Origin of the sequence: Streptomyces sp. NPDC102270, assembly GCF_044766405.1 — a bacterium.
Classification (GTDB): Bacteria; Actinomycetota; Actinomycetes; order Streptomycetales; family Streptomycetaceae; genus Streptomyces.
The window spans coordinates 229,650-249,211 of sequence record NZ_JBIWLX010000002.1 but is presented as its reverse complement, the minus strand read 5'-3'; the positions used below and the strand labels follow the sequence as shown (position 1 = coordinate 249,211).

Genomic DNA, 19,562 nt, shown 5'->3' with positions numbered 1-19,562 from the left:
GTCAGTTGACGACGACTACCTTCGTTCCCGTCTCGCCGAACGTCCACAGTGCCGACCCGTCCGCCGCCTTCATGCGGATGCCGCCGGTCCGGGTGCCGTTCGCGGGCGGGGGCGAGGAGCCGTCCACCGCGTTGGAGAAGGCGACGTTCACGCCGTCCACGGCGGTGAAGTACACGATGTGCTCGATCTTCACGCCGTCGGATCCGGTGGTCGGATCTCCCCGGCGCAGCGACACCGAGTAGGTGCCGGGGGCCGGGTTCACCGTCCCCGGCCAGACGGCGAAGGTCCGCCGGGCCGACTCGCTCGCGTCGATGAGCCAGACCCGCTTGTCGGCGAGCGAGTAGACGATCCGGCGGCCGGTCCCGGAGGCGTCCGGGACCGCGGTCGCCGACGGCTCGGGCCGCGCGGACGCGCTCGGGGACGCCGACACGCTCGGCCGGGCGGTGGCGGCCAGGCTCGGCTTCGTTCCCTTGTCGGCCTGTACGGCCAGGGCGACGACGGCGGCGATCGCCCCCACGGTCAGACCCGTCACCCAGACCTTCGGGGCTGGCACGGCACGCATCTCCTCGGCTAAGGATCCCCGTCGAACGGGGGTCGGATCATCGTACCGGCCCCCGCCGAGACACCTTCCGCCTCACTCAGTCCAGCACCGGCAGCAGCTCCGGCAGATGTCCGTCGGAGACCTGCGCCGCCTTCTGCCGTTCCTCCGACACCTCCCCGTACAGCGTGGTGCGCGGCCGTGCGGGACGGCCCGCCGCCTCCGCCACCGCGATCAGGTCCTTCACCGACTTGTACGAGCCGTACGACGAGCCCGCCATCCGCGAGATCGTCTCCTCCATCAGCGTGCCGCCCAGGTCGTTCGCCCCCGAGCGGAGCATCTCGGCCGCGCCCTCGGTGCCGAGCTTGACCCAGCTGGTCTGGATGTTCGGCACCCAGGGGTGCAGCAGCAGGCGGGCCATCGCCGTGACCGCCCGGTTGTCCCGCATGGACGGGCCCGGGCGGGCGATGCCGGCCAGGTACACCGGGGCGTTGGTGTGGATGAAGGGGAGCGTCACGAACTCCGTGAAGCCGCCGGTGCGTTGCTGGATCCCGGCCAGCGTGCGCAGGTGGCCCAGCCAGTGCCGCGGCTGGTCCACATGGCCGTACATCATCGTGGAGGAGGACCGGAGGCCGACCTCGTGCGCGGTCTCGATCACCTCGATCCAGGTGGCCGTCGGCAGCTTGCCCTTGGTCAGCACCCAGCGGACCTCGTCGTCGAGGATCTCGGCGGCCGTGCCGGGGATGGAGTCGAGGCCGGCCTCCTTGGCCGTCGTGAGCCACTCGCGGATGGACATGCCGGTGCGGGTCGCGCCGTTGACGACCTCCATCGGGGAGAACGCGTGCACATGCATGCCGGGCACCCGCTCCTTCACCGCCTTCGCGATGTCGAAGTACGCCGTCCCGGGCAGGTCCGGATGGATTCCACCCTGCATGCAGACCTCCACCGCGCCCACCTCCCAGGCCTGTTGGGCGCGGTCGGCGACCTGGTCCAGGGAGAGGGTGTAGGCGTCGGCGTCGGTGCGCCGCTGGGCGAAGGCGCAGAAACGGCAGCCCGTGTAGCAGACGTTGGTGAAGTTGATGTTCCGCGTGACGATGTAGGTGACGTCGTCGCCGACCACCGACTTGCGCACGTCGTCGGCGATCCCGGTCAGCGCGTCCAGGGCGGGCCCGTCGGCGTGCAGCAGCGCGAGGGCCTCCGCGTCGGTCAGCTTCGTGGGGTCGTCGGCGGCTGTCCGCAGCGCGTCCCGTACGTCCGTGTCGATGCGCTCCGGCACCATGCCGGGGGCGGCCGCCTCGCGCAGGGCGCCCCAGTCGCCGTAGACCTCGTCGAAGTCGTCGCGGCGGTCGGACGTACGGCCCTCGGTGTCGATCGTGGCGTGCAGGTCCGTGCGGCCGGACGGGACGAAGACCTCCTCCGGCTCCTGCCACGGCAGCCCCTGCGGGAGGGCGTCGGGGCGGGCGAGGCCCGTCTCCGGGTCGGCCAGCGCATCCACGTGCGGCCGCAGCCGCGGATCCAGCCAGGGCTCGCCGCGCTGCACGAACTCGGGGTACACGCAGAGACGTTCCCGCAGCTCGAAGCCGGCGGCGCGCGAGCGTTCCGTGAGCTCCTCGATCTGCGGCCACGGGCGCTCGGGGTTCACATGGTCGATGGTGAGCGGGCTGACCCCGCCCCAGTCGTCGATCCCCGCCCCGATCAGGCGCTCGTACTCGCTGTCGACGAGATTCGGCGGGGCCTGGATGTTGGCGGCCGGGCCCATGATGAGGCGGGCGACGGCCACCGCGGCGACCAGTTCGTCCAGCTCCGCGTCCGGCATGCCCCGCATCGCGGTGTCCGGCTTGGCGCGGAAGTTCTGGATGATCAGCTCCTGGACGCTGTGGTACGCCCGTGCCGTGCGCCGGAGCGCGAAGAGGGACTCGGCGCGCTCCTCGTACGTCTCCCCGATCCCGAGGAGGATGCCGCTCGTGAAAGGCACCGAGGAACGCCCGGCGTCCTCCAGGACCCGCAGCCGTACGGCGGGTTCCTTGTCCGGGGAGCCGTAGTGCGGTCCGCCGGGCTCGGACCACAGCCGCTCGGCGGTCGTCTCCAGCATCATGCCCATGCTCGGCGCGACGGGCTTCAGCCGCTGGAAGTCGGTCCAGGACAGCACGCCCGGGTTGAGGTGGGGCAGCAGGCCAGTCTCCTCCAGGATGCGGATGGAGATGGCCCGGACGTAGGCGATGGTGTCGTCGTAGCCGTGCGCGTCCAGCCACTCCCTGGCCTCCGGCCAGCGGTCCTCGGGCTTGTCGCCGAGGGTGATGAGGGCTTCCTTGCAGCCCAGCGCGGCGCCCTTGCGGGCCACGTCCAGGACCTCGTCGGGGGACATGAACATGCCGTGGCCGGCCCGGCGGAGCTTGCCGGGCACGGTCACGAAGGTGCAGTAGTGGCACTTGTCCCGGCACAGCCGGGTGAGGGGGATGAAGACGCTCTTCGAGTACGTGATGACACCGGGGCGGCCCGCCTGCGCGAGGCCGGCGTCCCTGACGCGGGCGGCGGACGCGGTGAGGTCGTCCAGGGCCGGGCCGCGGGCCTGGAGCAGCACCGCGGCCTCGGAGACGTCGAGGGCGACGCCGTCCCGGGCACGTTTGAGAGCGCGACGCATGGAGTTCTCGGTGGGGCCGGTACCGCCGGGGCGGTCGGTGGGTCCGGTTCCGGAGGCCGCGGAAGTCGTCATCCTTCGAGCATACGAGCGGTGTGATCAGGGCAGCGGTGCTGCACGGAGGTGGGTGACGTCACACACCTTCGCCCTCACCCTGGACATAACGGGCATACTCATCAAGCACCTTGAGCACGTCTCCCTCCCCCGCCGGAGGCAGCTGGAGCACGACCTCCTCGATGCCGAGCTCGGCGTAGTGGGCGAGCTTGCCGGGGGTGGGGACGACGGCGTACGGGACGACCTGGAGGGCGGCCGGGTCGCGGCCCGCGTCGGCCCAGGCGGTGCGCAGCACGGGCAGGGACTCGGCGAGGCCGCGGCCGCCGATGGGGAGCCAGCCGTCGGCGTACTCGCAGATGTGGGAGAACAGCTTGGGTCCGGCGGCGCCGCCCACCAGGGTCCGCTTCCGGACGGGCTTGGGGAAGGCGTGGCTGGCCCGGACGCTCCCGAACTGCCCTTCGTAGGCGGTCGGTTCGTCCGCCCAGAGCGCCTGCATGAGCGCCATCCGGTCCCGGACGAGCTCGCGCCGGGTGCGCCACTCGACGCCGTGGTCGGCGGCTTCCTCGACGTTCCAGCCGAACCCGAGTCCGAGCGTGAACCGCCCGCCGGAGAGGTGGTCGAGGGTGGCGATCTGCTTGGCGAGGTCGATCGGGTCGTGCTGGGCGACGAGCGTGATGCCGGTGCCGAGACCGAGCCGTTCGGTGACGGCGGCGGCCTGACCGAGCGCGACGAAGGGGTCGAGGGTGCGGCCGTACTCGCGCGGCAGGTCGCCGCCCGCCGGGTACGGGGTGGTCCGCTCGACGGGGATGTGGGTGTGCTCGGGCAGATACAGCCCGGCGAAGCCCCGCGCCTCCAGCTCACGGGCGAGCCGGGTCGGGGTGATGGTCTCGTCGGTGAGGAAGATCGTCACGGAGATACGCATGACTGCATCTGTACCGGGCCGGGGCCGGGATGTCCATACCGACTGGTCGGCATCGGGTTCGGTGGCGCGGTTGTCGGTGGTCTGTCGGGACTGTCGGTGCGATGTCGGGGGTCTGTCGACGGTGGCCCGGAGTGTGTGGGGAGACGGCCGACCGGAACCCACCGGGAGGCCCCTTCCCTGAGGAGCCACCATGACGAAAAACCCTGTCACGATCATCGGCGCCGGACTCGGCGGCCTCACGCTCGCCCGCGTCCTGCACGTCAACGGCATTCCGTCCACCGTCTACGAGGCGGAGTCCTCGCCGACGGCGCGTGCGCAGGGCGGGATGCTCGACATCCACGACTACAACGGACAACTCGCGCTGGAGGCGGCGGGCCTGATGGACGAGTTCCACGATCTGATCCTGGAGGGGCGTGAGGCGACGCGGTTGCTCGACCGGGAGGGGACGGTCCTGTTCGAGAAGGCCGACGACGGCACCGGCGGCCGCCCCGAGGTGCAGCGCGGCGAGCTGCGGCAGCTCCTGATCGACTCGCTGCCGGCCGGCACGGTCCGCTGGGGCCACAAGGTCGGCGGCACGCGTGCGCTCGGGGACGGCAGCCACGAGGTGACGTTCGCCGACGGGACCTCGGTCGTCACCGGTCTGCTGGTCGGGGCGGACGGCGCGTGGTCACGGGTGCGGCCGCTGCTGTCGGACGCGGTGCCCGAGTACACCGGCATGTCCTGCGTCGAGGTGTACCTGTACGACTCCGACACCCGGCACCAGGTCAGCGCGAAAACGGTCGGAGGCGGGGCGCTGTTCGTGCTCGCACCGGGCAAGGGCTTCGTGACGCACCGGGAGAAGGGAGGCAACCTGCACACCTACGTGATGTTCGTCCGCCCGCAGGACTGGTTCGCGGACATCGACTTCACCGACTCCGCCGCGGCCACCGCGCGGATCGCGGCGGAGTTCGACGGCTGGGCCCCGGAACTGACCGCGCTGATCACCGACACCGACACCGCACCGGTCCTGCGTCCCCTCGTCGCCCTGCCCGTCGAGCACCGGTGGGAGCGGGTGCCGGGAGTGACGCTGATCGGCGACGCCGCCCATGTCGCCGCCCCGAACGGCGAGGGTGCCAACCTCGCCATGTTCGACGGCGCAGAACTCGCCCAGGCCCTCGCGGCCCACCCGGACGACATCGAGACCGCGCTCACCGCGTACGAGCGGGCCATGTTCCCCCGCAGCGCAGCAACCGCCACCGAGGGCACGGAGCTCTACGCCCTGATGTTCGGCGAGAGCACACCGCACGGCTTCATCACCATGTTCACGGGGCAGCAGCGGGGGGACTGAGCGTCTGCGCCCAACCCCGCGCAACCGGGGGTACTACGGCAGTACCAGTCGGCCTCGAGGACAGTGAGAGACGACGACCGTACCGGTGGCACCGTCGGCCCGGCCGGCGGCCCGGGTCCTGGCGTCCGGCGCCGCCAGTACGGCGGCGAGACGTAATCCGTTCCCGCAGGCCCCATGGATTGGTCGCGCAGCCCGCCGGCTGTGGCCGACGGGCTGCACGCGGGCTGTGAGGTCACTTGTGGTGACAGTCCCAGTGGCCCTTCACCCAGAAGTAGTGCCAGTGTCCGTGGACGTAGACCCACGTGTAGTGGCGGTCGTAGGACCAGTAGCCCTCGTGCCGCGAGCCGTGCTTGTCGTAGTGGCCCTGGTGCCAGGTCTTGGTGTACTGGACCTTCTTCTCCCAGTGGCCCTTGACCCACTCCTTCTCCCAGTGCCCCTTGACCCACTCGCACCGGTCGTGGTGATCCCCGACCGGCGCCGTGGGCGCGGTCGTGGGCGCCGGCGCGGCCACGGCCGTGCCGGAGAGGCCCAGGGCGGCGCCGCCGGCCAGCAGCCCGGTAGCAGTCGCACCGGCCACCAGTCGGCGGACTCGCATGGATACAACCATGAAGGCTCACCTCATCCTTCGAAGTCGATTGCATTGGCGCAAGGGGTTCGAGGCACGGAGGCCCGCGTATGACATACGGCCGGAGAAAACTTCATCCGGGACGCGGGGCATGCGACGTCACCAGGAGTCATCCACGGCCGGAGCGGCATCGAATCCCTGGCGAAGCCGCGTCACTGCCCATCGCTCAAGGGGCCGGTCATGACCACCATCGCTACGCCACCCATCGCCACGCCCCCCGTCCACAGCACCGATACCGGTCACCGTGTCGCGCTGGCCCGCAGCCGTCACGCTCCTGAGGTCGCCCGGAGGATCACTGCGCGGTGGCTGGCCGCGCGCGGCGTGTCTCCCGGCTCGGCGCCCGACGTACTGCTCATCGTCTCGGAGCTGGTGACCAACACCCTGCGTCACACCAGCGGCACCTGCACTCTCACGCTCGCCGCGCACGCCACCACGGTCGGCATCACCGTCACCGACACCAGCACCCGGCTCCCGAGGATGCGGTCGGATCCGGCGGCGAACGGGGACGGCGGGCGGGGCCTGGCGCTGCTGTACGGCATGGGAGCCCGGCTCACCGTCACCCCGACCCTCCGGGGCAAGGCGGTGGAGGCCACTTACGACCTCGGCGGTGAAGCACCCCCATGACCTCGTGGAGTGAGCCTGCTGAGCCGGATGAGGGGCCCTGGGCTGCGGGCTCAGGCCGTGGGGCGCACGATCGATCGGGGACGAGCACGTCGACGGAACGTGAGAACCATGCCCAGCACAGCCCATGAGGAGTCATCCGAGCCGCCTGCCGACGACGCCCAGAGCGCCGAGGCACTGCTGGTCCGGGTCGCGAACGGTGACAAAGACGCGTTCACCGGCGTGTACGAGGCCTTGGCGCACCCGGTCATGGGGCTGGCCTGCCGCATTTTGCACGACCCGGCACAGGCGGAGGAGGTCACGCAGGAGGTGATGGTCGAGGTCTGGCGCACGGCCCGGCGCTACCGGCCCGAACGCGGGAGCGCCAAGGGCTGGGTGCTCACCCTCGCCCATCGCCGGGCGGTGGACCGGGTCCGTTACGCACAGGCGGCGACACAGCGTGAGCGCCGTGCGGATGCCGTGCTCGCGGGCCGCGAGCACGACGAGGTGGCCGAGGCCGTGGAAGACCACGACGAACGCCGGCGCGCCCAGGAGTGCATGGCCCGGCTCGCCCGTATGTACCGGGTCCCCCTTGTGCTGGCCTACTACCAGGGGCTGACCTACGTCGAAGTGGCGGCCGCCCTGTCCACACCGGCCGGCACCGTCAAGTCCCGGATGCGCACCGGGCTGCGCCTGCTGCGCGACTGTCTGGAGGCCCGGTGATGACCACCGAGGAAGTCCCGCACCAGCCGGTCGGCGCCTACGTCCTGCACGCTCTCCCCCCGAACGAGACAGCCGCCTTCGAACGGCACCTCTACGGCTGCCCTGCCTGCCGGCGCGAAGTGGCCCAACTCGCCGAAGCGGCAGCCCGCCTCGCGCCCACCCCCGCCGAGGACGCTGCCGTACCGGACGCCCTCCTCGGCCGCGTCCTGGACGCCATCGGCCGGACCCAGCAGGAACACGCGCTCACCGGCCGGCCACCCGGCCGACGTAGAAGGCGCCTCACGTCCTGGGCCCTGGCCGCGAGCCTCGCAGCCGCTGCCGCGTTCGGCGGGATCGCCGCCTGGCAGGCCGTCCAGGCCGACGACGCCCGCGAGCAGGCCACCGCACTGCAGCACGGAAACAACGCCCTGACCAGCGTGCTGACCGCACCTGACGCCACCTTGCACACCACGAAACTGGCCGACGGCGGCTCCGCCACGGTCATCGTCTCCCGCGCCGCCGACCGGGCCGCCTTCGTAGCCGCGGACCTGCCCGCTCTCAGCGGCGACAAGGTCTACGAACTCTGGTACGCGGCTCCCTCGGGCGACCTCCGCCCAGCGGGCCTCCTGCCGGGAACCGGAGATCGCTCCGCCCGCGTTCTGGACCGACCGCTCGGCCGGACGGTGGCCGTCGGCATCACCGTCGAACCCGCCGGCGGATCCCACCGGCCCACCACCGAACCCCTCGGCATCATCCCCGTCGGCTCCTAGCACGGTCGTCGGCAGAAATAGGCGGGGAGGTCCGCTGCAAGGTTCACGGCGCCGGTACCGCACCGATCTGCCGCATCACCCCGAGGAGATCGGGCTGGCCCCGTTCGCCGACGATCCGGCCGTCGGCCAGGTAGTAGAAGTTCATGGCCTGCACCGAGATCTTGTTGCCGCTCGCCGGGATCCCGAAGAAGTCACCGTCGTGGGTTCCCCGCATGGTGAACCGCGCGGCCACGGTGTCGCCTTCGGTGACCGTCTCCTCCAGCGTCCACTCCACATCCGAGAAGCCGCCGCGCATCATCCCGAGGACTTCCAGGTACCCATGGGGTCCCCGCAGCAGTTCCGGGTGGCTCGGCGCGTGGAACACCGCGTCCGGAGAAATGACCTCGCGGGCGAGATCCTCGTTGCCCGTGTTGATGAACTCGACGAAGCGGTTCATCACTGACTCGGTGGACTGCGACGGCATCTTGCTGTGCCTCTCCAGAGACGTTTGGGCGGATACCCGCGAGCTTAACATCGAATCGATGTGCACATCGATTCGATGTTGAGTGCGACAATGGACCCATGCTGGAACTCGCGATACTCGGCTTCCTCGCCGAGGGACCCCTGCCCGGACACGAGCTGCGCCGCCGCATCTCACAGCTGACCGGCTATACGCGTCCGGTCAGTGACGGCAGCCTGTATCCGGCGATCAACCGTCTGACCCGGGCGGGCCTGATCGAGCGGCGCGCCGACCCGGCCGCGGGGGCGGCCCGGTACGTGCTCAGCCTGACCGCGGCCGGACGGGCCGACATGCTGCAGCGCCTGCGCAAGCCCGCCGACCACGAGATCACCGACTTCACCCGGTTCTACGTCGTCCTGGCCTTCCTCTCCCATCTGCCCGACGTGGCCGAACAGCACGCGGTGCTGCGCAGACGGCTGGAGTTCCTGGAGGAACCGGCGAGCTTCTTCTACGACAACGAACGGCCCCTGCGTGCCGAGCAGATCGCCGACCCCTACCGGCGGGGCATGCTGCTCACCGCCCGCGCCACCAGCCGCGCCGAACGGACCTGGCTGCGCGAGGCCCTCGGGGAGGAACCACCCGTATTCGACACCGGATGCACCGACAACGATCCGCATGCGCCCGCCGCTCCCGCGAGCTGACCGTCCACGGAGGTACTCCCATGCTTGCTTCCTGGTACGACGACCAGGGCCCCGCCGCCGATGTCCTGCACGTCGGTGAACTCCCTGATCCCGTCCCCGGCCCCGGCGAGGTCCGCGTCCGTGTCACCGTCTCGGGCGTCAACCCCGGCGACACCAAGAAGCGACGCGGCTGGCTCGGATCGTCCATGCCCTTCCCGCGGGTGATCCCACACAGCGACGGCGCCGGAGTCATCGACGCCGTGGGCGCCGGAGTCGACGCCCACCGCGTCGGACAACGGGTCTGGGTGTACGGCGCCCAGTCCTACCGCCCCTTCGGCACCGCCGCCCAGTACACCGTCGTACCCGACCACCAGGCCGCACCCCTGCCCGACCACCTCAGCGACGAACTGGGCGCGAGCCTCGGCATCCCCGGCGTCACCGCCCACCGCACCGTCTTCGCCGACGGCCCGGTCGACGGGCAACTGGTCCTGGTCCACGGAGTTCTCGGCGGCGTCGGCTCCCTGGCCGCCCAGCTCGCCCACTGGGCCGGCGCCACCGTGCTCGCCACCGTCCGCCGCACCGCCGACCTCGACCGCGTCGACCCGGCCGTGGTCTCCCACGCCGTCGCCCTGGACGCCGGCGACCCCGCCGCAGCCATCCACTCGTACACGCCGCGGGGCGTCGACCGGATCATCGAGGTCGCGCTGTCCGACAACGCCGATCTCGACAACGCCGTCGCGGCCCAGGGGGCCGTCATCGCCGCCTACGCCACCCGCACGGACCGCACCGAGATCCCCTTCTGGCCTCTGCTGTTCAACAACGTCACCCTGCGACTGCTCGGCAGCGACGACTTCCCCGCCGCGGCCAAGCGTCAGGCCGCCCGCGACCTCACCTCCGCCGCTGCCGTCGGCGCCCTCACCGTCGCCGTCGGCGACCGTTACCCGCTGGACGACATCGCCAAGGCCCACGACCACGTCGACGCCGGCGGTGGCCACGGCCGCGTCCTGCTCACCATCCCCCGATAGCGCAGGTTCCTGATCAGGACCCGGTGCCGGCAGGCCCGGACCCGCACTCCGCCCACAACAGCTTCCCGCCCTTCGACGCGCCCAGTTGCCGCAGTACCGAGACGCCCGTCGCGTCCGCGCAGGCCCGTACGAGGTGCAGGCCGCGGCCGTTCTCGGCGTCCGGTGCGGCGGGAGGCTTGTCGGTCGTGAAGCCGGGTGGAACTCGGGGGTCGGTGTCCCAGACGGCCACCCGGACCCGCCCCGGGGACGGTGACAGGAGACGGAAGGCGTAGGGCCCCTTCGTGTGGCAGTGCGCGTTCGCCAGCAGCTCTGCCGCGAGCAGCTCCGCGGTGGGGGTCAGGTCGGGGAGGTCGTGCGCTGCCAGGATCAGCCTGAGGGCGCCCCTCGCGATACCCGGTGCGCGTGGATCGTGCGGGAGATGCAGGGTGTAGTTCCATGACGGGGATACGGTGGCCATCGGAAGTCTCCGGTCACTGAGGGGAGTTGGACACATGCCTGGTGTCTCCGCCGTGGCGTCCCACGGTGCGCTTCCAGGTGGGGTGGCGCCTGAGCAAGAAGATAGGGGGTCAGCAAATGTCATTTGCTGCCTCTGGAGATACTTCGGCGCATTTCCCTCGTGTGAGTGACGGCTCATGGAACGTGCGTCCGGGAGGAGTTCACCCATGCCCGCCAGACCCCCGCTGACGGCCCGCCGCCTCCGGATCGCCGTGGAGCTGCGCAAGATGCGGGAGCGGTCGGGAATGACGGCGACCGAGGCCGCGCGCACCCTCGGTACGAGCCAGGGACAGCTCAGCAACGTGGAGTCCGGCCGGTTCGGGGTGAGTCCCGAACGGATCCGGGCACTGGCCGGCATCTACTCCTGCCCGGACCCGGCCTTCGTGGAGGCGCTGGTCGCCATGGCGACCGAAAGGACCTTCGGCTGGTGGGAGTCATACCGCGAGGTCCTGCCGTCCGGACTCCTCGACCTCGCCGAGTTGGAGCACCACGCCACGGCCATACGCACCGCGTACACCTCCCACATGCCCGGACTGCTCCAGACCGCCGACCATGCGCGCGAGATCTTCCGGCACGTCATCCCGGAGCCCGCGCCACCCGAGATCGAGCACCGCGTCTCGCACCGGATCAAGCGGCAGGGCCTCCTCTACGGCGCGGACCCGACGCCGTATCGCACGACCGTGCACGAGGCGGCCCTGCACATGCGGGTCGGCGGCCGGGACGTGGCCCGGGCCCAGTTGCGGCATCTGCTCGACATGAGCGAGCAGGAGCACATCACGATCCGGGTGCTGCCGTTCGACGTCGGCGCCTTTCCCGGCTCAGGGCAGTCCATCAACTACCTGTACGGGCCCGTAGCACAGCTCGACACCGCGCAACTCGACCAGTTCCACGGGCCGGTGCTCCTGGATGCCGAGGCGCTTCTGACGAAGTACCGGAACCTGCTCGACATCGTGGAAGCCACCGCCCTCAGTCCCGAGAAGTCCCGGGATCTGATCCATTCCATCGCCCAGAACCTGTGAGGGAGCCGACATGATCACGGACCGTTGGCAGAAGTCGTCCTACTGCCAGGAAGGCGACGCCTGCGTCCACATATCCACCGACCCCGACAACGTCCACATCACGGACTCCGACGCCGCCCACACCATCGTCACCGTCAGCCACGGCGCCTTCGCCGCCCTGGTGAAGTCACTCTGAGCCGTCCGCCAGGTCCGCCACCACCGCCGCGTGGTCCGACGGCCAGACCCCGTCCACCGGCCCGTCGCCCGCGCGCCGGACGCCCAGAACATGGCCCAGCCCCCTCGCCCCCGGCAGGCCCACGTGGATGTAGTCGATGCGGACCGGCGGGTCCCCGTGGATGTACGGGTTCGCCGGGTCCCAGGTCGCCGAGGGGGCCGTCGGATCCGCGTACTCCCAGGCGTCCAGGAAGAGTTGGTCCGGGGCGGCCGGGGCCGTCTTGTAGCCGCCGAAGAGGCGGACCTCGTCGGAGTCGGGCCACGCGTTGAAGTCGCCGGTGACGACGGGCGGGAAGTCAGTGCCCGACCGGTGCGCCGCCACGAACTGAGCCAGCGCGGTGACCTGTTGGCAGCGGATCGCCGACGCGGTGGGCGCGGAGGTGAGGTGGGTGGTGAAGAAGGGGATGTCGTACGACGGTCCCGCCAGGCGGGTGTGGAAGGCGAGGCGGCCGTCGTCCAGGGCATCGGGGGCGGGGAGCCGGAGAACCGCCTGGTCGGCCACCGGCCAGCGGCTCAGTACCGCGTTGCCGACCTCCACCCCCGGGTCGCCGATCCGCCGCTGCCAGCGCTCCGAGGCGGGCGAGGCGGCCCACGCCCAGTGCAGGCCCAGTTCCCCGGCCAGCCACTCCGCCAGGTTCTCGGAGCCGGCCGACCACACCTCCTGGAGGCCGACCACATCCGGCCGCAGCTCCCGCAGCACCGCAAGAATCGCCTTCTGCCGTGCCTCCCACGGGCCGAAGCGCCACCACAGGTTCCAGGTCACCGCGCGCATCGCCGACACCCCTTCGTCCGTCCGGCCCGCACCCTGAGATCATCGAGGCCGCCGGTCAGGTTACGGAAGACAAGAGACAGGAGTCTCACCACCCATGTCCCGCGACGCCGAGCGCAAGTACCGCACCGCCAGGGCCGTTCAGCGCCTGCTCAACCCCGTCATGCGCCGAATGCCCCTCCAGACCGTCCTGGAGACCACCGGCCGCACCTCGGGCCTGCCCCGCCGGACCCCGGTCGGCGGCAAGCGGGTCGGCGGGTCCTTCTGGCTGGTCTCCGAGTTCGGCGAGCGGTCGCAGTACGTCCGCAACATCAAGGCCGATCCGCGGGTGCGGGTGCGCATCCGGGGGCGGTGGCACACCGGGACCGCCCATCTCATGCCGGACGACGACACCGCCGTACGGCTGCGCTCGCTGCCCCTGATGAACAGCGCGGCGGTACGGGCCATAGGGGCCGGGCAGTTGACGGTTCGGGTGGATCTGGACCGGTGAAGGGATACGGTGGATTCGCCGACCGGACATCCCTCGGCGTGTGGCTCGTTCGCGGAGGATGAGAGAAGGATGGACCGGGCGTTGCTGGCCGACTTCCTCCGGGCACGCCGGGAGGTGCTGCAACCGGAGGACGTGGGGCTTCCCCGCGGGCCCCGGCGCCGTACCGGCGGGCTGCGGCGCGAAGAGGTCGCCGCGCTGGCCGGAATGTCGGTCGACTACTACAGCCGGATCGAGCAGCAGCGCGGCCCGATCCCGTCCGAGCAGGTGCTCGCCGGGATCGCCCGAGGCCTGCACCTCAGCCTCAGCGAGCGCGACCACCTCTTCGACCTCGCCGGACACTCGGCGCCACGACGGCAGCTGCGCGAGGATCACGTCAGCCCCACCATGATGCGCATCGTCGAACGGCTCGCGGACACACCCGCGTTGGTGATGTCCCGGCTCAACGAGACGCTGTTGCAGAATCAAACGGCGGTGGCCCTGCTGGGCGACTACACCCGCTACACCGGAATGTCCCGCTACCTGGTCTACCGCTGGTTCACCGACCCCGCGCAACGTGACCTCTACCCCGCCGAGGACCACGACCTACGAGGCAGGGTCTTCACCGCGGAGATCCGAGCGGCGTACACGGCGGACCCCGAGGGAACCGCCGGCGAGATCGTCGCCGCTCTGCTGGAGGTCAGCCCCGAGTTCGCCGAGGTCTGGCGGTTGCACGAGGTGGACGTCACCCACCACCACGACCTCAAGCGCTACCGCCATCCCGAGCTGGGTGAGTTGGAGCTGTACTGCCAGCGCCTGGTCGACCCCGACCAGGCCCAGGAACTGCTGGTCTTCTCCGCCACGCCGGGCACACCCAGCTACGAAAAACTCCAACTCCTGTCCGCCGTACGGGACTAGAGCACGCGGTGAACGTGTGAATGGGACTCACAGTCCCACGAAATTGCTGGAGGGCCAAGGACGTTGATCACGTCATGACTCAAGGACCAGCGCCCCGACCACTGTCCGACGAAGCCCTCTCCCACCTGCTTTGCAAGCAGCAGTTCGGCACGCTCGCCACCGTCAAGCGCAGTGGCCATCCCCACCTGACCACCATGCTGTACAGCTGGGATGCCGAGGCCCGCATCGTGCGGTTCTCCACGACGGCCGACCGCATCAAGGTCGGGCATTTGCGGCGCGATCCGCGTGCCTCACTGCATGTGCAGGGCGGCGACGTGTGGTCGTTCGCCGTGGCCGAGGGCGAGGCCGAGGTCTCGGGGACCACGACGGTTCCTGGCGATGCGGTTGGCCGGGAACTGCTCGGAATGATCCCGCAGGCCACGCAGCCGGAGGACGTCGACGCGTTTTTGGAGCAGTTGGTTGCCGAGCGCCGAGTGGTCATCCGCTTGAAGGTGGACCGACTGTACGGAACAGCACTCGACATCAAGGGCTAGGAAGCATCAGAGAGGAAGCCGATGCTCCCTGGCTGTGTCGCGGACTCGCCACGTGCCGGTGACTGACGACCAGCGAGTCACCGCTGCCTGCACCCCCTTGCTCTGCCACGGACAACTTGTCCGTGGATAAGTACGCCCTTCCTCTCGTTTCCGGTGCACGCCACGCTTGGTCCGTCGAACACGGGAGGTCGAGATGGACCGGGCGTTGCTGGCCGACTTCCTCCGGGCACGCCGGGAGGTGCTGCAACCGGAGGACGTGGGGCTTCCCCGCGGGCCCCGGCGCCGTACCGGCGGGCTGCGGCGCGAAGAGGTCGCCGCGCTGGCCGGAATGTCGGTCGACTACTACAGCCGGATCGAGCAGCAGCGCGGCCCGATCCCGTCCGAGCAGGTGCTCGCCGGGCTCGCCCGGGGCCTGCACCTCAGCCTCAGCGAGCGCGACCACCTCTTCGACCTCGCCGGACACTCGGCGCCACGTCGGGTCCTGCGCGAGGATCACGTCAACCCCACCATGATGCGCATCGTCGAACGGCTCGCGGACACACCCGCGTTGGTGATGTCCCGCTTCAACGAGACGCTGCTGCAGACCCGTCCGGCCATCGCTCTGCTGGGCGACTACACCCGCTTCACCGGAATGTCCCGCTACCTGGTGTACCGCTGGTTCACCGACCCCGCGCAACGCGAGCTCTACCCCGTCGAGGACCACGACCTGCGCGGCAGGGTCTTCACCGTGGACCTGCGGACGGTGTACACCGCGGACCCGCAGGGCCGGGCCGGCGAGATCGTCGCGGCGCTCCTGGCCACCAGCGCCGAGTTCGCCGAGGTCTGGCGCTTGCACGAGGTGGACGTCACCCACCACCACGACCTCAAGCGCTACCGCCACCCCGAGCTGGGCGAACTGGAGCTGTACTGCCAGCGCCTGATCGACCCCGACCAGGCCCAGGAACTCCTCGTCTTCTCCGCCACCCCCGGCACACCCAGCCACGAAAAGCTCCAGCTCCTGCCCGCCGTGGGCGGCCAGGCACGGCATGACCCGACAGTGCTTCGAAAGGAATTCCCATGAAGGCAGTGCGTTTCCACGAGTTCGGCGACCCGAGCGTCCTGCGTTACGAGGACGTCGCGCAGCCCGTACCCGGCGCGGGCCAGGTTCTGATCCGGGTCGCCGCGACCTCGTTCAACGGTGTCGACGGCAACATCCGCGGGGGCTTCATGCAGGGCCCCATCCCGGTGACGCTGCCGCACACTCCCGGCATCGACGTCTCCGGGACGGTCGACGCGCTGGGCGAGGACGTGACCGGCCTGGAGATCGGCGAGCAGGTCGTCGGCTTCCTGCCGATGACGGGGGCCGGTGCCGCCGCGGAGTACGTGGTGGCTCCTGCCGGGATACTGACGCCCGCGCCCCGGAGCATCCCGCTGCCCGACGCCGCCGCGCTGCCCTTGGTGGGGCTCACCGCCTGGCAGGCCCTGTTCGACCACGCGAAGCTGGCGCCGGGGCAGCGCGTGTTCATCAACGGCGCGGGCGGCGCGGTCGGCGGCTACGCCGTGCAACTCGCCAAGAACACCGGCGCGTACGTCATCGCCACGGCCGGTCCGCGCAGCAGGGAGCAGGTCGCGACGGCGGGTGCCGACGAGGTCGTGGACCACACCGTCACCGAGGTGACCGCGGCGGTGACCGAGCCGGTGGACGTCGTACTCAACCTCGCGCCGATCGACCCGGCGCGGCTGGCCGCGCTGCTCCCCCTGATCCGTTCCGGTGGAGTGCTGGTGAACTCCACGGTGTGGATGCCCGCGCCCAGCGACGAACAGCGCGGCGTGCGCGGCATCGACCTGTTCGTCGACAGCGACGCCGAACAGCTGGCGCGGCTGGTGGCGCTGGTCGACTCGGGCGAGCTGCGTGTCGACGTGGCGCAGCGGGTGCCGCTGGCCGAACTGCCGGCGATCCACACCCGGGCCGCCGCGGGCGAGCTGCACGGCAAGGTCGTCATCGCCGCGCCCGGCGCCTGACCTGACCCCTGACCTCTGACCTCTGACCTTCGAAGGAGACGACACCCGATGATCCCTGACGACGACCCGTCCCGCTCGCTGACCGTGGCGGACCCCGACGATCCCGGCACGACGTACATCTCCCTGGTGGGCAACACGTACGCCATGCTGGTCACCGGCGAGCAGACCGACGGCCGGTACTGCCTGATCGACATGCGTGTCCCCGACGGCGGCGGCCCGCCGCCGCACCGGCACGACTTCGAGGAGATGTTCACGATCCTGGAGGGCGAGATCGAGTTCACCTTCCGCGGCGAGCAGCACACCGTACGGGCCGGGTCCACGGTCAACATCCCGGCCAACGCCCCGCACAACTTCCGCAACGTCTCTGGTGCGCCGGCCCGCATGCTGTGCATGTGCACCCCCGCGGGCCAGGACGAGTACTTCACGCGCATCGGCGATGTCGTCGCGGGCAAGGACGCGCCGCCGCCGCAGCTGTCGCAGGACGAGCTCGCGGAGCGCCGCCGCCGCGCGGCCGAGCTGGCCTCGACCTACCGGAGCGAGTTCCTGTGAGTGGCGGGAGCACCTGAGCAGGCGGCGGCGCGGCGGCGGCCCCGCTCCGACGGGAGCCACCGCCGCGCCGCTCAGAGACTCACCCGCGTCACTTCGCCGGCTTGTAGAAGGCGTACGTCGCCGTGTACGCCACGCTCACCTGGTCCGTTCCGGTGCAGGCGGTGGCCGGGGCCACACCGCCGGTGGTGTTCAGGCGCTGTATGTAGGAGACGCCCCCGAAGACGCCCGCGCCCCGGGTCGCGGTGGCCTGGAGCAGCAGCTCGGGAATGGTGCCGGTCTTGGGGGAGTTGGCGATCGCCGCGGCGTTCACCGCGCTGCCGTCCACCGTGGAGACCCAGACGGGGCCACGGGAGTGCAGGGCGACCGTACGGCCTCTCCGGTCCGACAGGGTGGCGGCCGGCTCCAGGAGCTTCCAGGCACCGTCGGTGCAGGTGTACGTCTGCACGCCCCGGGCGGGGTACACGCCGGTCAGCTTGTTGCCGTCGGGCACCTTGAGGGCCGCGGGGGCCTTCACCGGCTTCGGCGCGGGTTCCGAGGGGATCGCGTAACCGGTGGTCGTGCCCAGCAGGGCCGTCGCGGCGGCGAGGCCCGCCGTGGTCAGAACGAGTCGCTTGGTGAGCTTCAAGTCGGTTCTCCGGAAGGGATTTTGACTGTCGGTCAGGGCGGCGACATCGATGCCACCGCCCTCCGGTCCGGGACTCTACGGGCCGAACCGAGGGTTACCGGCCAGTTGGCCGAACTCCGTCCCAGAGACCCGCTCACCCCGGCCAGACGATCGACTGCACCTCGCTGTAGGCGTGCAGCGCGTACGAGCCGCAGTCCCGTCCGACCCCGCTGCTGCGGAAGCCTCCGAACGGTGCCTCCATGTTGCGGCCGACCGTGTTGACCCCGACTCCCCCGGCCCGCAGTCGCCGTGCCACGCGGAAGGCGCGGGCCACGTCCGCCGACCAGACGTAGTCGATGAGGCCGTAGTCGCTGTCGTTGGCGAGCGCGATGCCCTCCTCCTCGTCGTCGAAGGGCGTCACGGTCACGACGGGGCCGAAGATCTCCTCGCGGACCACCCGCATGTCCGCTCCACAGCCCGCGAGGAGGGTGGGGGCGACGTAGAAACCCCGGTTCAGAGGGGGCCGTTCACCTCCGGCAATGACGGAGGCACCCTCCTTGCGCCCGAGTTCGACATACGACTCCACCCGCTCCCGGTGCGCGGCGGAGATCACCGGGCCGACGACGGTGTCCGGCTCCCGTGGATCCCCCACCTTCAGCCGCCCGGCGTACCCGGCCAGCCTCTCGACCAGCCTCTCGTACACCCCCCGCTGCGCCAGTACCCGGGTCGGTGCCGTGCAGATCTGTCCGCTGTAGAAGGAGAAGGTGGTCCCGATCCCGGCCACGGCCGACCCGAGATCCGCGTCCTCGAAGACGAGTGCCGCTCCCTTTCCGCCCAGCTCCATCAACTGCCGTTTCATGGACCGCCCGCACACCTCGCCGATGCGCTGTCCGACCGCGGTGGAGCCGGTGAAGCTGACCATGTCGACGTCCGGCGAGTCGACGGCGGCCTCGCCGACCTCCACCGCGCGCCCGCTGACCACGTTCACGACCCCGCGCGGCACCCCGGCGGCCTCCAGCGCCTCCGCCATGCGGTAGACGGAGAGGGGGTCCTGCGGGGCGGGCTTCACGACCACCGTGTTGCCCATGGCGAGCGCGGGGGCGATCTTGCCCGCCGGGTTCGCCCAGGGGTTGTTGTACGACGTGACGCAGGTGACGACCCCCACGGGCTGCCGGACGGCCAGCGCGCCCATCACCGCGGCCCGCCCCATCGGCCCGGCCTCGTTGATCTGCGGCGGGATCGCCCACTCGGCGGGCTCGACCTGCGCGTACCGCCGGAAGCGGGCGGCGGCGACACCGACCTGCATCGCGCGGGCCGTGGCGGTGGTCGCCCCGGTCTCGGCCTGGGCGAGTTCGGCGTACGGGACCAGGCGGGAGCGGATGAGGTCGGCGGCGCGGGCGAGGATCGCCGCCCGTTCCCCCGGCGCCGTACGCGACCACGGCCCGAAGGCCTCGCGGGCCGCGGCACAGGCCGCGTGCACCTGATCCCGCGAGGCCTCCGGAGCCCACCCGACGGTCTCCTCGGCGGCCGGATCGACCACGGCGTAGTGCCCGCCGTCCGGCGCCACCCACTCACCGCCGACGAACAGCTTCTGCGCGCCCGCGGAACCACCCGAACCGGTCACCCGGCGGGCACCGCTCAAGGAACCACCCGAGCCCGTCAAACCCGTCACCTC

At 70.9% G+C, this 19,562-nt stretch carries 23 protein-coding genes; 14 read left to right on the top strand and 9 right to left on the bottom strand.

The window, feature by feature from the left end:
- Position 1: 1 nt before the first annotated feature.
- The 3 genes from ACIRP7_RS04065 to ACIRP7_RS04055 all read right to left on the bottom strand — a co-directional run bounded on the left by ACIRP7_RS04065 (position 2) and on the right by ACIRP7_RS04055 (position 4,152).
- On the bottom strand, positions 2 to 562 hold the full coding sequence (locus ACIRP7_RS04065) for a hypothetical protein (RefSeq protein WP_403653618.1): 561 nt from the start codon (positions 560 to 562) through the stop codon (positions 2 to 4).
- Between the two features lie 76 nt (positions 563 to 638).
- Positions 639 to 3,251 carry a bifunctional FO biosynthesis protein CofGH gene (locus tag ACIRP7_RS04060; RefSeq protein ID WP_403653615.1) on the bottom strand — a complete coding sequence of 871 codons (2,613 nt, stop codon included), beginning with the start codon at positions 3,249 to 3,251 and terminating at the stop codon, positions 639 to 641.
- Positions 3,252 to 3,309: 58 nt separating this feature from the next.
- Positions 3,310 to 4,152, bottom strand: coding sequence for an LLM class F420-dependent oxidoreductase (locus tag ACIRP7_RS04055; RefSeq protein ID WP_403653612.1), 843 nt, complete (start codon positions 4,150 to 4,152; stop codon positions 3,310 to 3,312).
- 190 nt (positions 4,153 to 4,342) lie between these two features.
- On the opposite strand from ACIRP7_RS04055, the gene ACIRP7_RS04050 reads away from it, so the two are divergent.
- Complete coding sequence (locus ACIRP7_RS04050; protein ID WP_403653609.1) at positions 4,343 to 5,479, top strand: FAD-dependent oxidoreductase; 1,137 nt, start codon at positions 4,343 to 4,345, stop codon at positions 5,477 to 5,479.
- Between the two features lie 232 nt (positions 5,480 to 5,711).
- Here the strand turns inward: ACIRP7_RS04050 and ACIRP7_RS04045 are convergent, their stop codons facing one another.
- Positions 5,712 to 6,074: a hypothetical protein gene (locus tag ACIRP7_RS04045; RefSeq protein ID WP_403653606.1), complete on the bottom strand. Its 363-nt coding sequence runs from the start codon at positions 6,072 to 6,074 to the stop codon at positions 5,712 to 5,714.
- 210 nt (positions 6,075 to 6,284) lie between these two features.
- On the opposite strand from ACIRP7_RS04045, the gene ACIRP7_RS04040 reads away from it, so the two are divergent.
- The 3 genes from ACIRP7_RS04040 (at position 6,285) to ACIRP7_RS04030 (ending at position 8,176) form a co-directional block, all read left to right on the top strand.
- Complete coding sequence (locus ACIRP7_RS04040; RefSeq protein WP_403653603.1) at positions 6,285 to 6,728, top strand: ATP-binding protein; 444 nt, start codon at positions 6,285 to 6,287, stop codon at positions 6,726 to 6,728.
- A 108-nt stretch (positions 6,729 to 6,836) separates the two neighbouring features.
- On the top strand, positions 6,837 to 7,427 hold the full coding sequence (gene sigK, locus ACIRP7_RS04035; protein WP_403653600.1) for an ECF RNA polymerase sigma factor SigK: 591 nt from the start codon (positions 6,837 to 6,839) through the stop codon (positions 7,425 to 7,427).
- Entirely contained in the window at positions 7,427 to 8,176 is a 750-nt protein-coding gene (locus ACIRP7_RS04030; RefSeq protein WP_403653597.1) for an anti-sigma factor domain-containing protein, read from the top strand. The genes sigK and ACIRP7_RS04030 overlap by 1 nt, the downstream gene beginning before the upstream one ends.
- Before the next feature lie 43 nt (positions 8,177 to 8,219).
- Here the strand turns inward: ACIRP7_RS04030 and ACIRP7_RS04025 are convergent, their stop codons facing one another.
- Positions 8,220 to 8,612 carry an ester cyclase gene (locus ACIRP7_RS04025; protein ID WP_403653594.1) on the bottom strand — a complete coding sequence of 131 codons (393 nt, stop codon included), beginning with the start codon at positions 8,610 to 8,612 and terminating at the stop codon, positions 8,220 to 8,222.
- Between the two features lie 125 nt (positions 8,613 to 8,737).
- Between ACIRP7_RS04025 and ACIRP7_RS04020 the strand changes: the two genes are divergently transcribed.
- Both ACIRP7_RS04020 and ACIRP7_RS04015 read left to right on the top strand, forming a co-directional pair.
- Positions 8,738 to 9,316, top strand: coding sequence for a PadR family transcriptional regulator (locus tag ACIRP7_RS04020; RefSeq protein ID WP_403653591.1), 579 nt, complete (start codon positions 8,738 to 8,740; stop codon positions 9,314 to 9,316).
- A 20-nt stretch (positions 9,317 to 9,336) separates the two neighbouring features.
- Positions 9,337 to 10,320 (top strand): NADPH:quinone reductase, encoded by a 984-nt coding sequence (locus ACIRP7_RS04015; RefSeq protein WP_403653588.1) that lies wholly within the window; start codon positions 9,337 to 9,339, stop codon positions 10,318 to 10,320.
- Between the two features lie 13 nt (positions 10,321 to 10,333).
- Here the strand turns inward: ACIRP7_RS04015 and ACIRP7_RS04010 are convergent, their stop codons facing one another.
- Entirely contained in the window at positions 10,334 to 10,777 is a 444-nt protein-coding gene (locus ACIRP7_RS04010; RefSeq protein ID WP_403653585.1) for an ATP-binding protein, read from the bottom strand.
- A 205-nt stretch (positions 10,778 to 10,982) separates the two neighbouring features.
- On the opposite strand from ACIRP7_RS04010, the gene ACIRP7_RS04005 reads away from it, so the two are divergent.
- Together ACIRP7_RS04005 and ACIRP7_RS04000 are read left to right on the top strand one after the other, a co-directional pair.
- Positions 10,983 to 11,834, top strand: coding sequence for a helix-turn-helix transcriptional regulator (locus tag ACIRP7_RS04005; RefSeq protein ID WP_403653582.1), 852 nt, complete (start codon positions 10,983 to 10,985; stop codon positions 11,832 to 11,834).
- Between the two features lie 10 nt (positions 11,835 to 11,844).
- Positions 11,845 to 12,009 (top strand): DUF397 domain-containing protein, encoded by a 165-nt coding sequence (locus tag ACIRP7_RS04000; RefSeq protein ID WP_403653579.1) that lies wholly within the window; start codon positions 11,845 to 11,847, stop codon positions 12,007 to 12,009.
- Here the strand turns inward: ACIRP7_RS04000 and ACIRP7_RS03995 are convergent.
- The gene (locus ACIRP7_RS03995) at positions 12,001 to 12,819 is read right to left on the bottom strand and encodes an endonuclease/exonuclease/phosphatase family protein (protein ID WP_403653576.1); all 819 of its coding nucleotides are present in this window, start codon (positions 12,817 to 12,819) and stop codon (positions 12,001 to 12,003) included. The two genes, ACIRP7_RS04000 and ACIRP7_RS03995, sit on opposite strands and share 9 nt — an antisense overlap.
- A 94-nt stretch (positions 12,820 to 12,913) precedes the next feature.
- Here ACIRP7_RS03995 and ACIRP7_RS03990 point away from each other — a divergent pair, with 94 nt between their 5' ends.
- The 6 genes from ACIRP7_RS03990 (at position 12,914) to ACIRP7_RS03965 (ending at position 17,283) form a co-directional block, all read left to right on the top strand.
- Entirely contained in the window at positions 12,914 to 13,306 is a 393-nt protein-coding gene (locus ACIRP7_RS03990) for a nitroreductase/quinone reductase family protein (protein ID WP_403653573.1), read from the top strand.
- Positions 13,307 to 13,375: 69 nt separating this feature from the next.
- Positions 13,376 to 14,200, top strand: a complete 825-nt coding sequence (locus tag ACIRP7_RS03985) for a helix-turn-helix transcriptional regulator (RefSeq protein ID WP_403653570.1) — start codon at positions 13,376 to 13,378, stop codon at positions 14,198 to 14,200.
- Positions 14,201 to 14,274: 74 nt separating this feature from the next.
- Positions 14,275 to 14,733, top strand: coding sequence for a TIGR03618 family F420-dependent PPOX class oxidoreductase (locus tag ACIRP7_RS03980; protein ID WP_403653567.1), 459 nt, complete (start codon positions 14,275 to 14,277; stop codon positions 14,731 to 14,733).
- 193 nt (positions 14,734 to 14,926) lie between these two features.
- Entirely contained in the window at positions 14,927 to 15,793 is an 867-nt protein-coding gene (locus tag ACIRP7_RS03975; RefSeq protein WP_403653564.1) for a helix-turn-helix transcriptional regulator, read from the top strand.
- Positions 15,790 to 16,734, top strand: a complete 945-nt coding sequence (locus tag ACIRP7_RS03970; RefSeq protein ID WP_403653561.1) for an NADP-dependent oxidoreductase — start codon at positions 15,790 to 15,792, stop codon at positions 16,732 to 16,734. Before ACIRP7_RS03975 ends, ACIRP7_RS03970 begins: the two co-directional genes overlap by 4 nt.
- A 48-nt stretch (positions 16,735 to 16,782) precedes the next feature.
- Positions 16,783 to 17,283, top strand: a complete 501-nt coding sequence (locus tag ACIRP7_RS03965; protein ID WP_403653558.1) for a cupin domain-containing protein — start codon at positions 16,783 to 16,785, stop codon at positions 17,281 to 17,283.
- 88 nt (positions 17,284 to 17,371) lie between these two features.
- Here the strand turns inward: ACIRP7_RS03965 and ACIRP7_RS03960 are convergent, their stop codons facing one another.
- Both ACIRP7_RS03960 and ACIRP7_RS03955 read right to left on the bottom strand, forming a co-directional pair.
- Positions 17,372 to 17,908, bottom strand: coding sequence for a DUF3455 domain-containing protein (locus ACIRP7_RS03960; RefSeq protein WP_403653555.1), 537 nt, complete (start codon positions 17,906 to 17,908; stop codon positions 17,372 to 17,374).
- 133 nt (positions 17,909 to 18,041) lie between these two features.
- Entirely contained in the window at positions 18,042 to 19,475 is a 1,434-nt protein-coding gene (locus ACIRP7_RS03955; protein ID WP_403654240.1) for an aldehyde dehydrogenase family protein, read from the bottom strand.
- Positions 19,476 to 19,562 lie beyond the last annotated feature (87 nt).

Coding starts and splice junctions, on each gene's coding strand:
- ACIRP7_RS04065 (WP_403653618.1), bottom strand. CDS start 562: ATGCGTGCCGTGCCAGCCCCGAAGGTCTGGGTGACGGGTCTGACCGTG.
- ACIRP7_RS04060 (WP_403653615.1), bottom strand. CDS start 3,251: ATGACGACTTCCGCGGCCTCCGGAACCGGACCCACCGACCGCCCCGGC.
- ACIRP7_RS04055 (WP_403653612.1), bottom strand. CDS start 4,152: ATGCGTATCTCCGTGACGATCTTCCTCACCGACGAGACCATCACCCCG.
- ACIRP7_RS04050 (WP_403653609.1), top strand. CDS start 4,343: ATGACGAAAAACCCTGTCACGATCATCGGCGCCGGACTCGGCGGCCTC.
- ACIRP7_RS04045 (WP_403653606.1), bottom strand. CDS start 6,074: ATGCGAGTCCGCCGACTGGTGGCCGGTGCGACTGCTACCGGGCTGCTG.
- ACIRP7_RS04040 (WP_403653603.1), top strand. CDS start 6,285: ATGACCACCATCGCTACGCCACCCATCGCCACGCCCCCCGTCCACAGC.
- sigK (WP_403653600.1), top strand. CDS start 6,837: ATGCCCAGCACAGCCCATGAGGAGTCATCCGAGCCGCCTGCCGACGAC.
- ACIRP7_RS04030 (WP_403653597.1), top strand. CDS start 7,427: ATGACCACCGAGGAAGTCCCGCACCAGCCGGTCGGCGCCTACGTCCTG.
- ACIRP7_RS04025 (WP_403653594.1), bottom strand. CDS start 8,612: ATGAACCGCTTCGTCGAGTTCATCAACACGGGCAACGAGGATCTCGCC.
- ACIRP7_RS04020 (WP_403653591.1), top strand. CDS start 8,738: ATGCTGGAACTCGCGATACTCGGCTTCCTCGCCGAGGGACCCCTGCCC.
- ACIRP7_RS04015 (WP_403653588.1), top strand. CDS start 9,337: ATGCTTGCTTCCTGGTACGACGACCAGGGCCCCGCCGCCGATGTCCTG.
- ACIRP7_RS04010 (WP_403653585.1), bottom strand. CDS start 10,777: ATGGCCACCGTATCCCCGTCATGGAACTACACCCTGCATCTCCCGCAC.
- ACIRP7_RS04005 (WP_403653582.1), top strand. CDS start 10,983: ATGCCCGCCAGACCCCCGCTGACGGCCCGCCGCCTCCGGATCGCCGTG.
- ACIRP7_RS04000 (WP_403653579.1), top strand. CDS start 11,845: ATGATCACGGACCGTTGGCAGAAGTCGTCCTACTGCCAGGAAGGCGAC.
- ACIRP7_RS03995 (WP_403653576.1), bottom strand. CDS start 12,819: ATGCGCGCGGTGACCTGGAACCTGTGGTGGCGCTTCGGCCCGTGGGAG.
- ACIRP7_RS03990 (WP_403653573.1), top strand. CDS start 12,914: ATGTCCCGCGACGCCGAGCGCAAGTACCGCACCGCCAGGGCCGTTCAG.
- ACIRP7_RS03985 (WP_403653570.1), top strand. CDS start 13,376: ATGGACCGGGCGTTGCTGGCCGACTTCCTCCGGGCACGCCGGGAGGTG.
- ACIRP7_RS03980 (WP_403653567.1), top strand. CDS start 14,275: ATGACTCAAGGACCAGCGCCCCGACCACTGTCCGACGAAGCCCTCTCC.
- ACIRP7_RS03975 (WP_403653564.1), top strand. CDS start 14,927: ATGGACCGGGCGTTGCTGGCCGACTTCCTCCGGGCACGCCGGGAGGTG.
- ACIRP7_RS03970 (WP_403653561.1), top strand. CDS start 15,790: ATGAAGGCAGTGCGTTTCCACGAGTTCGGCGACCCGAGCGTCCTGCGT.
- ACIRP7_RS03965 (WP_403653558.1), top strand. CDS start 16,783: ATGATCCCTGACGACGACCCGTCCCGCTCGCTGACCGTGGCGGACCCC.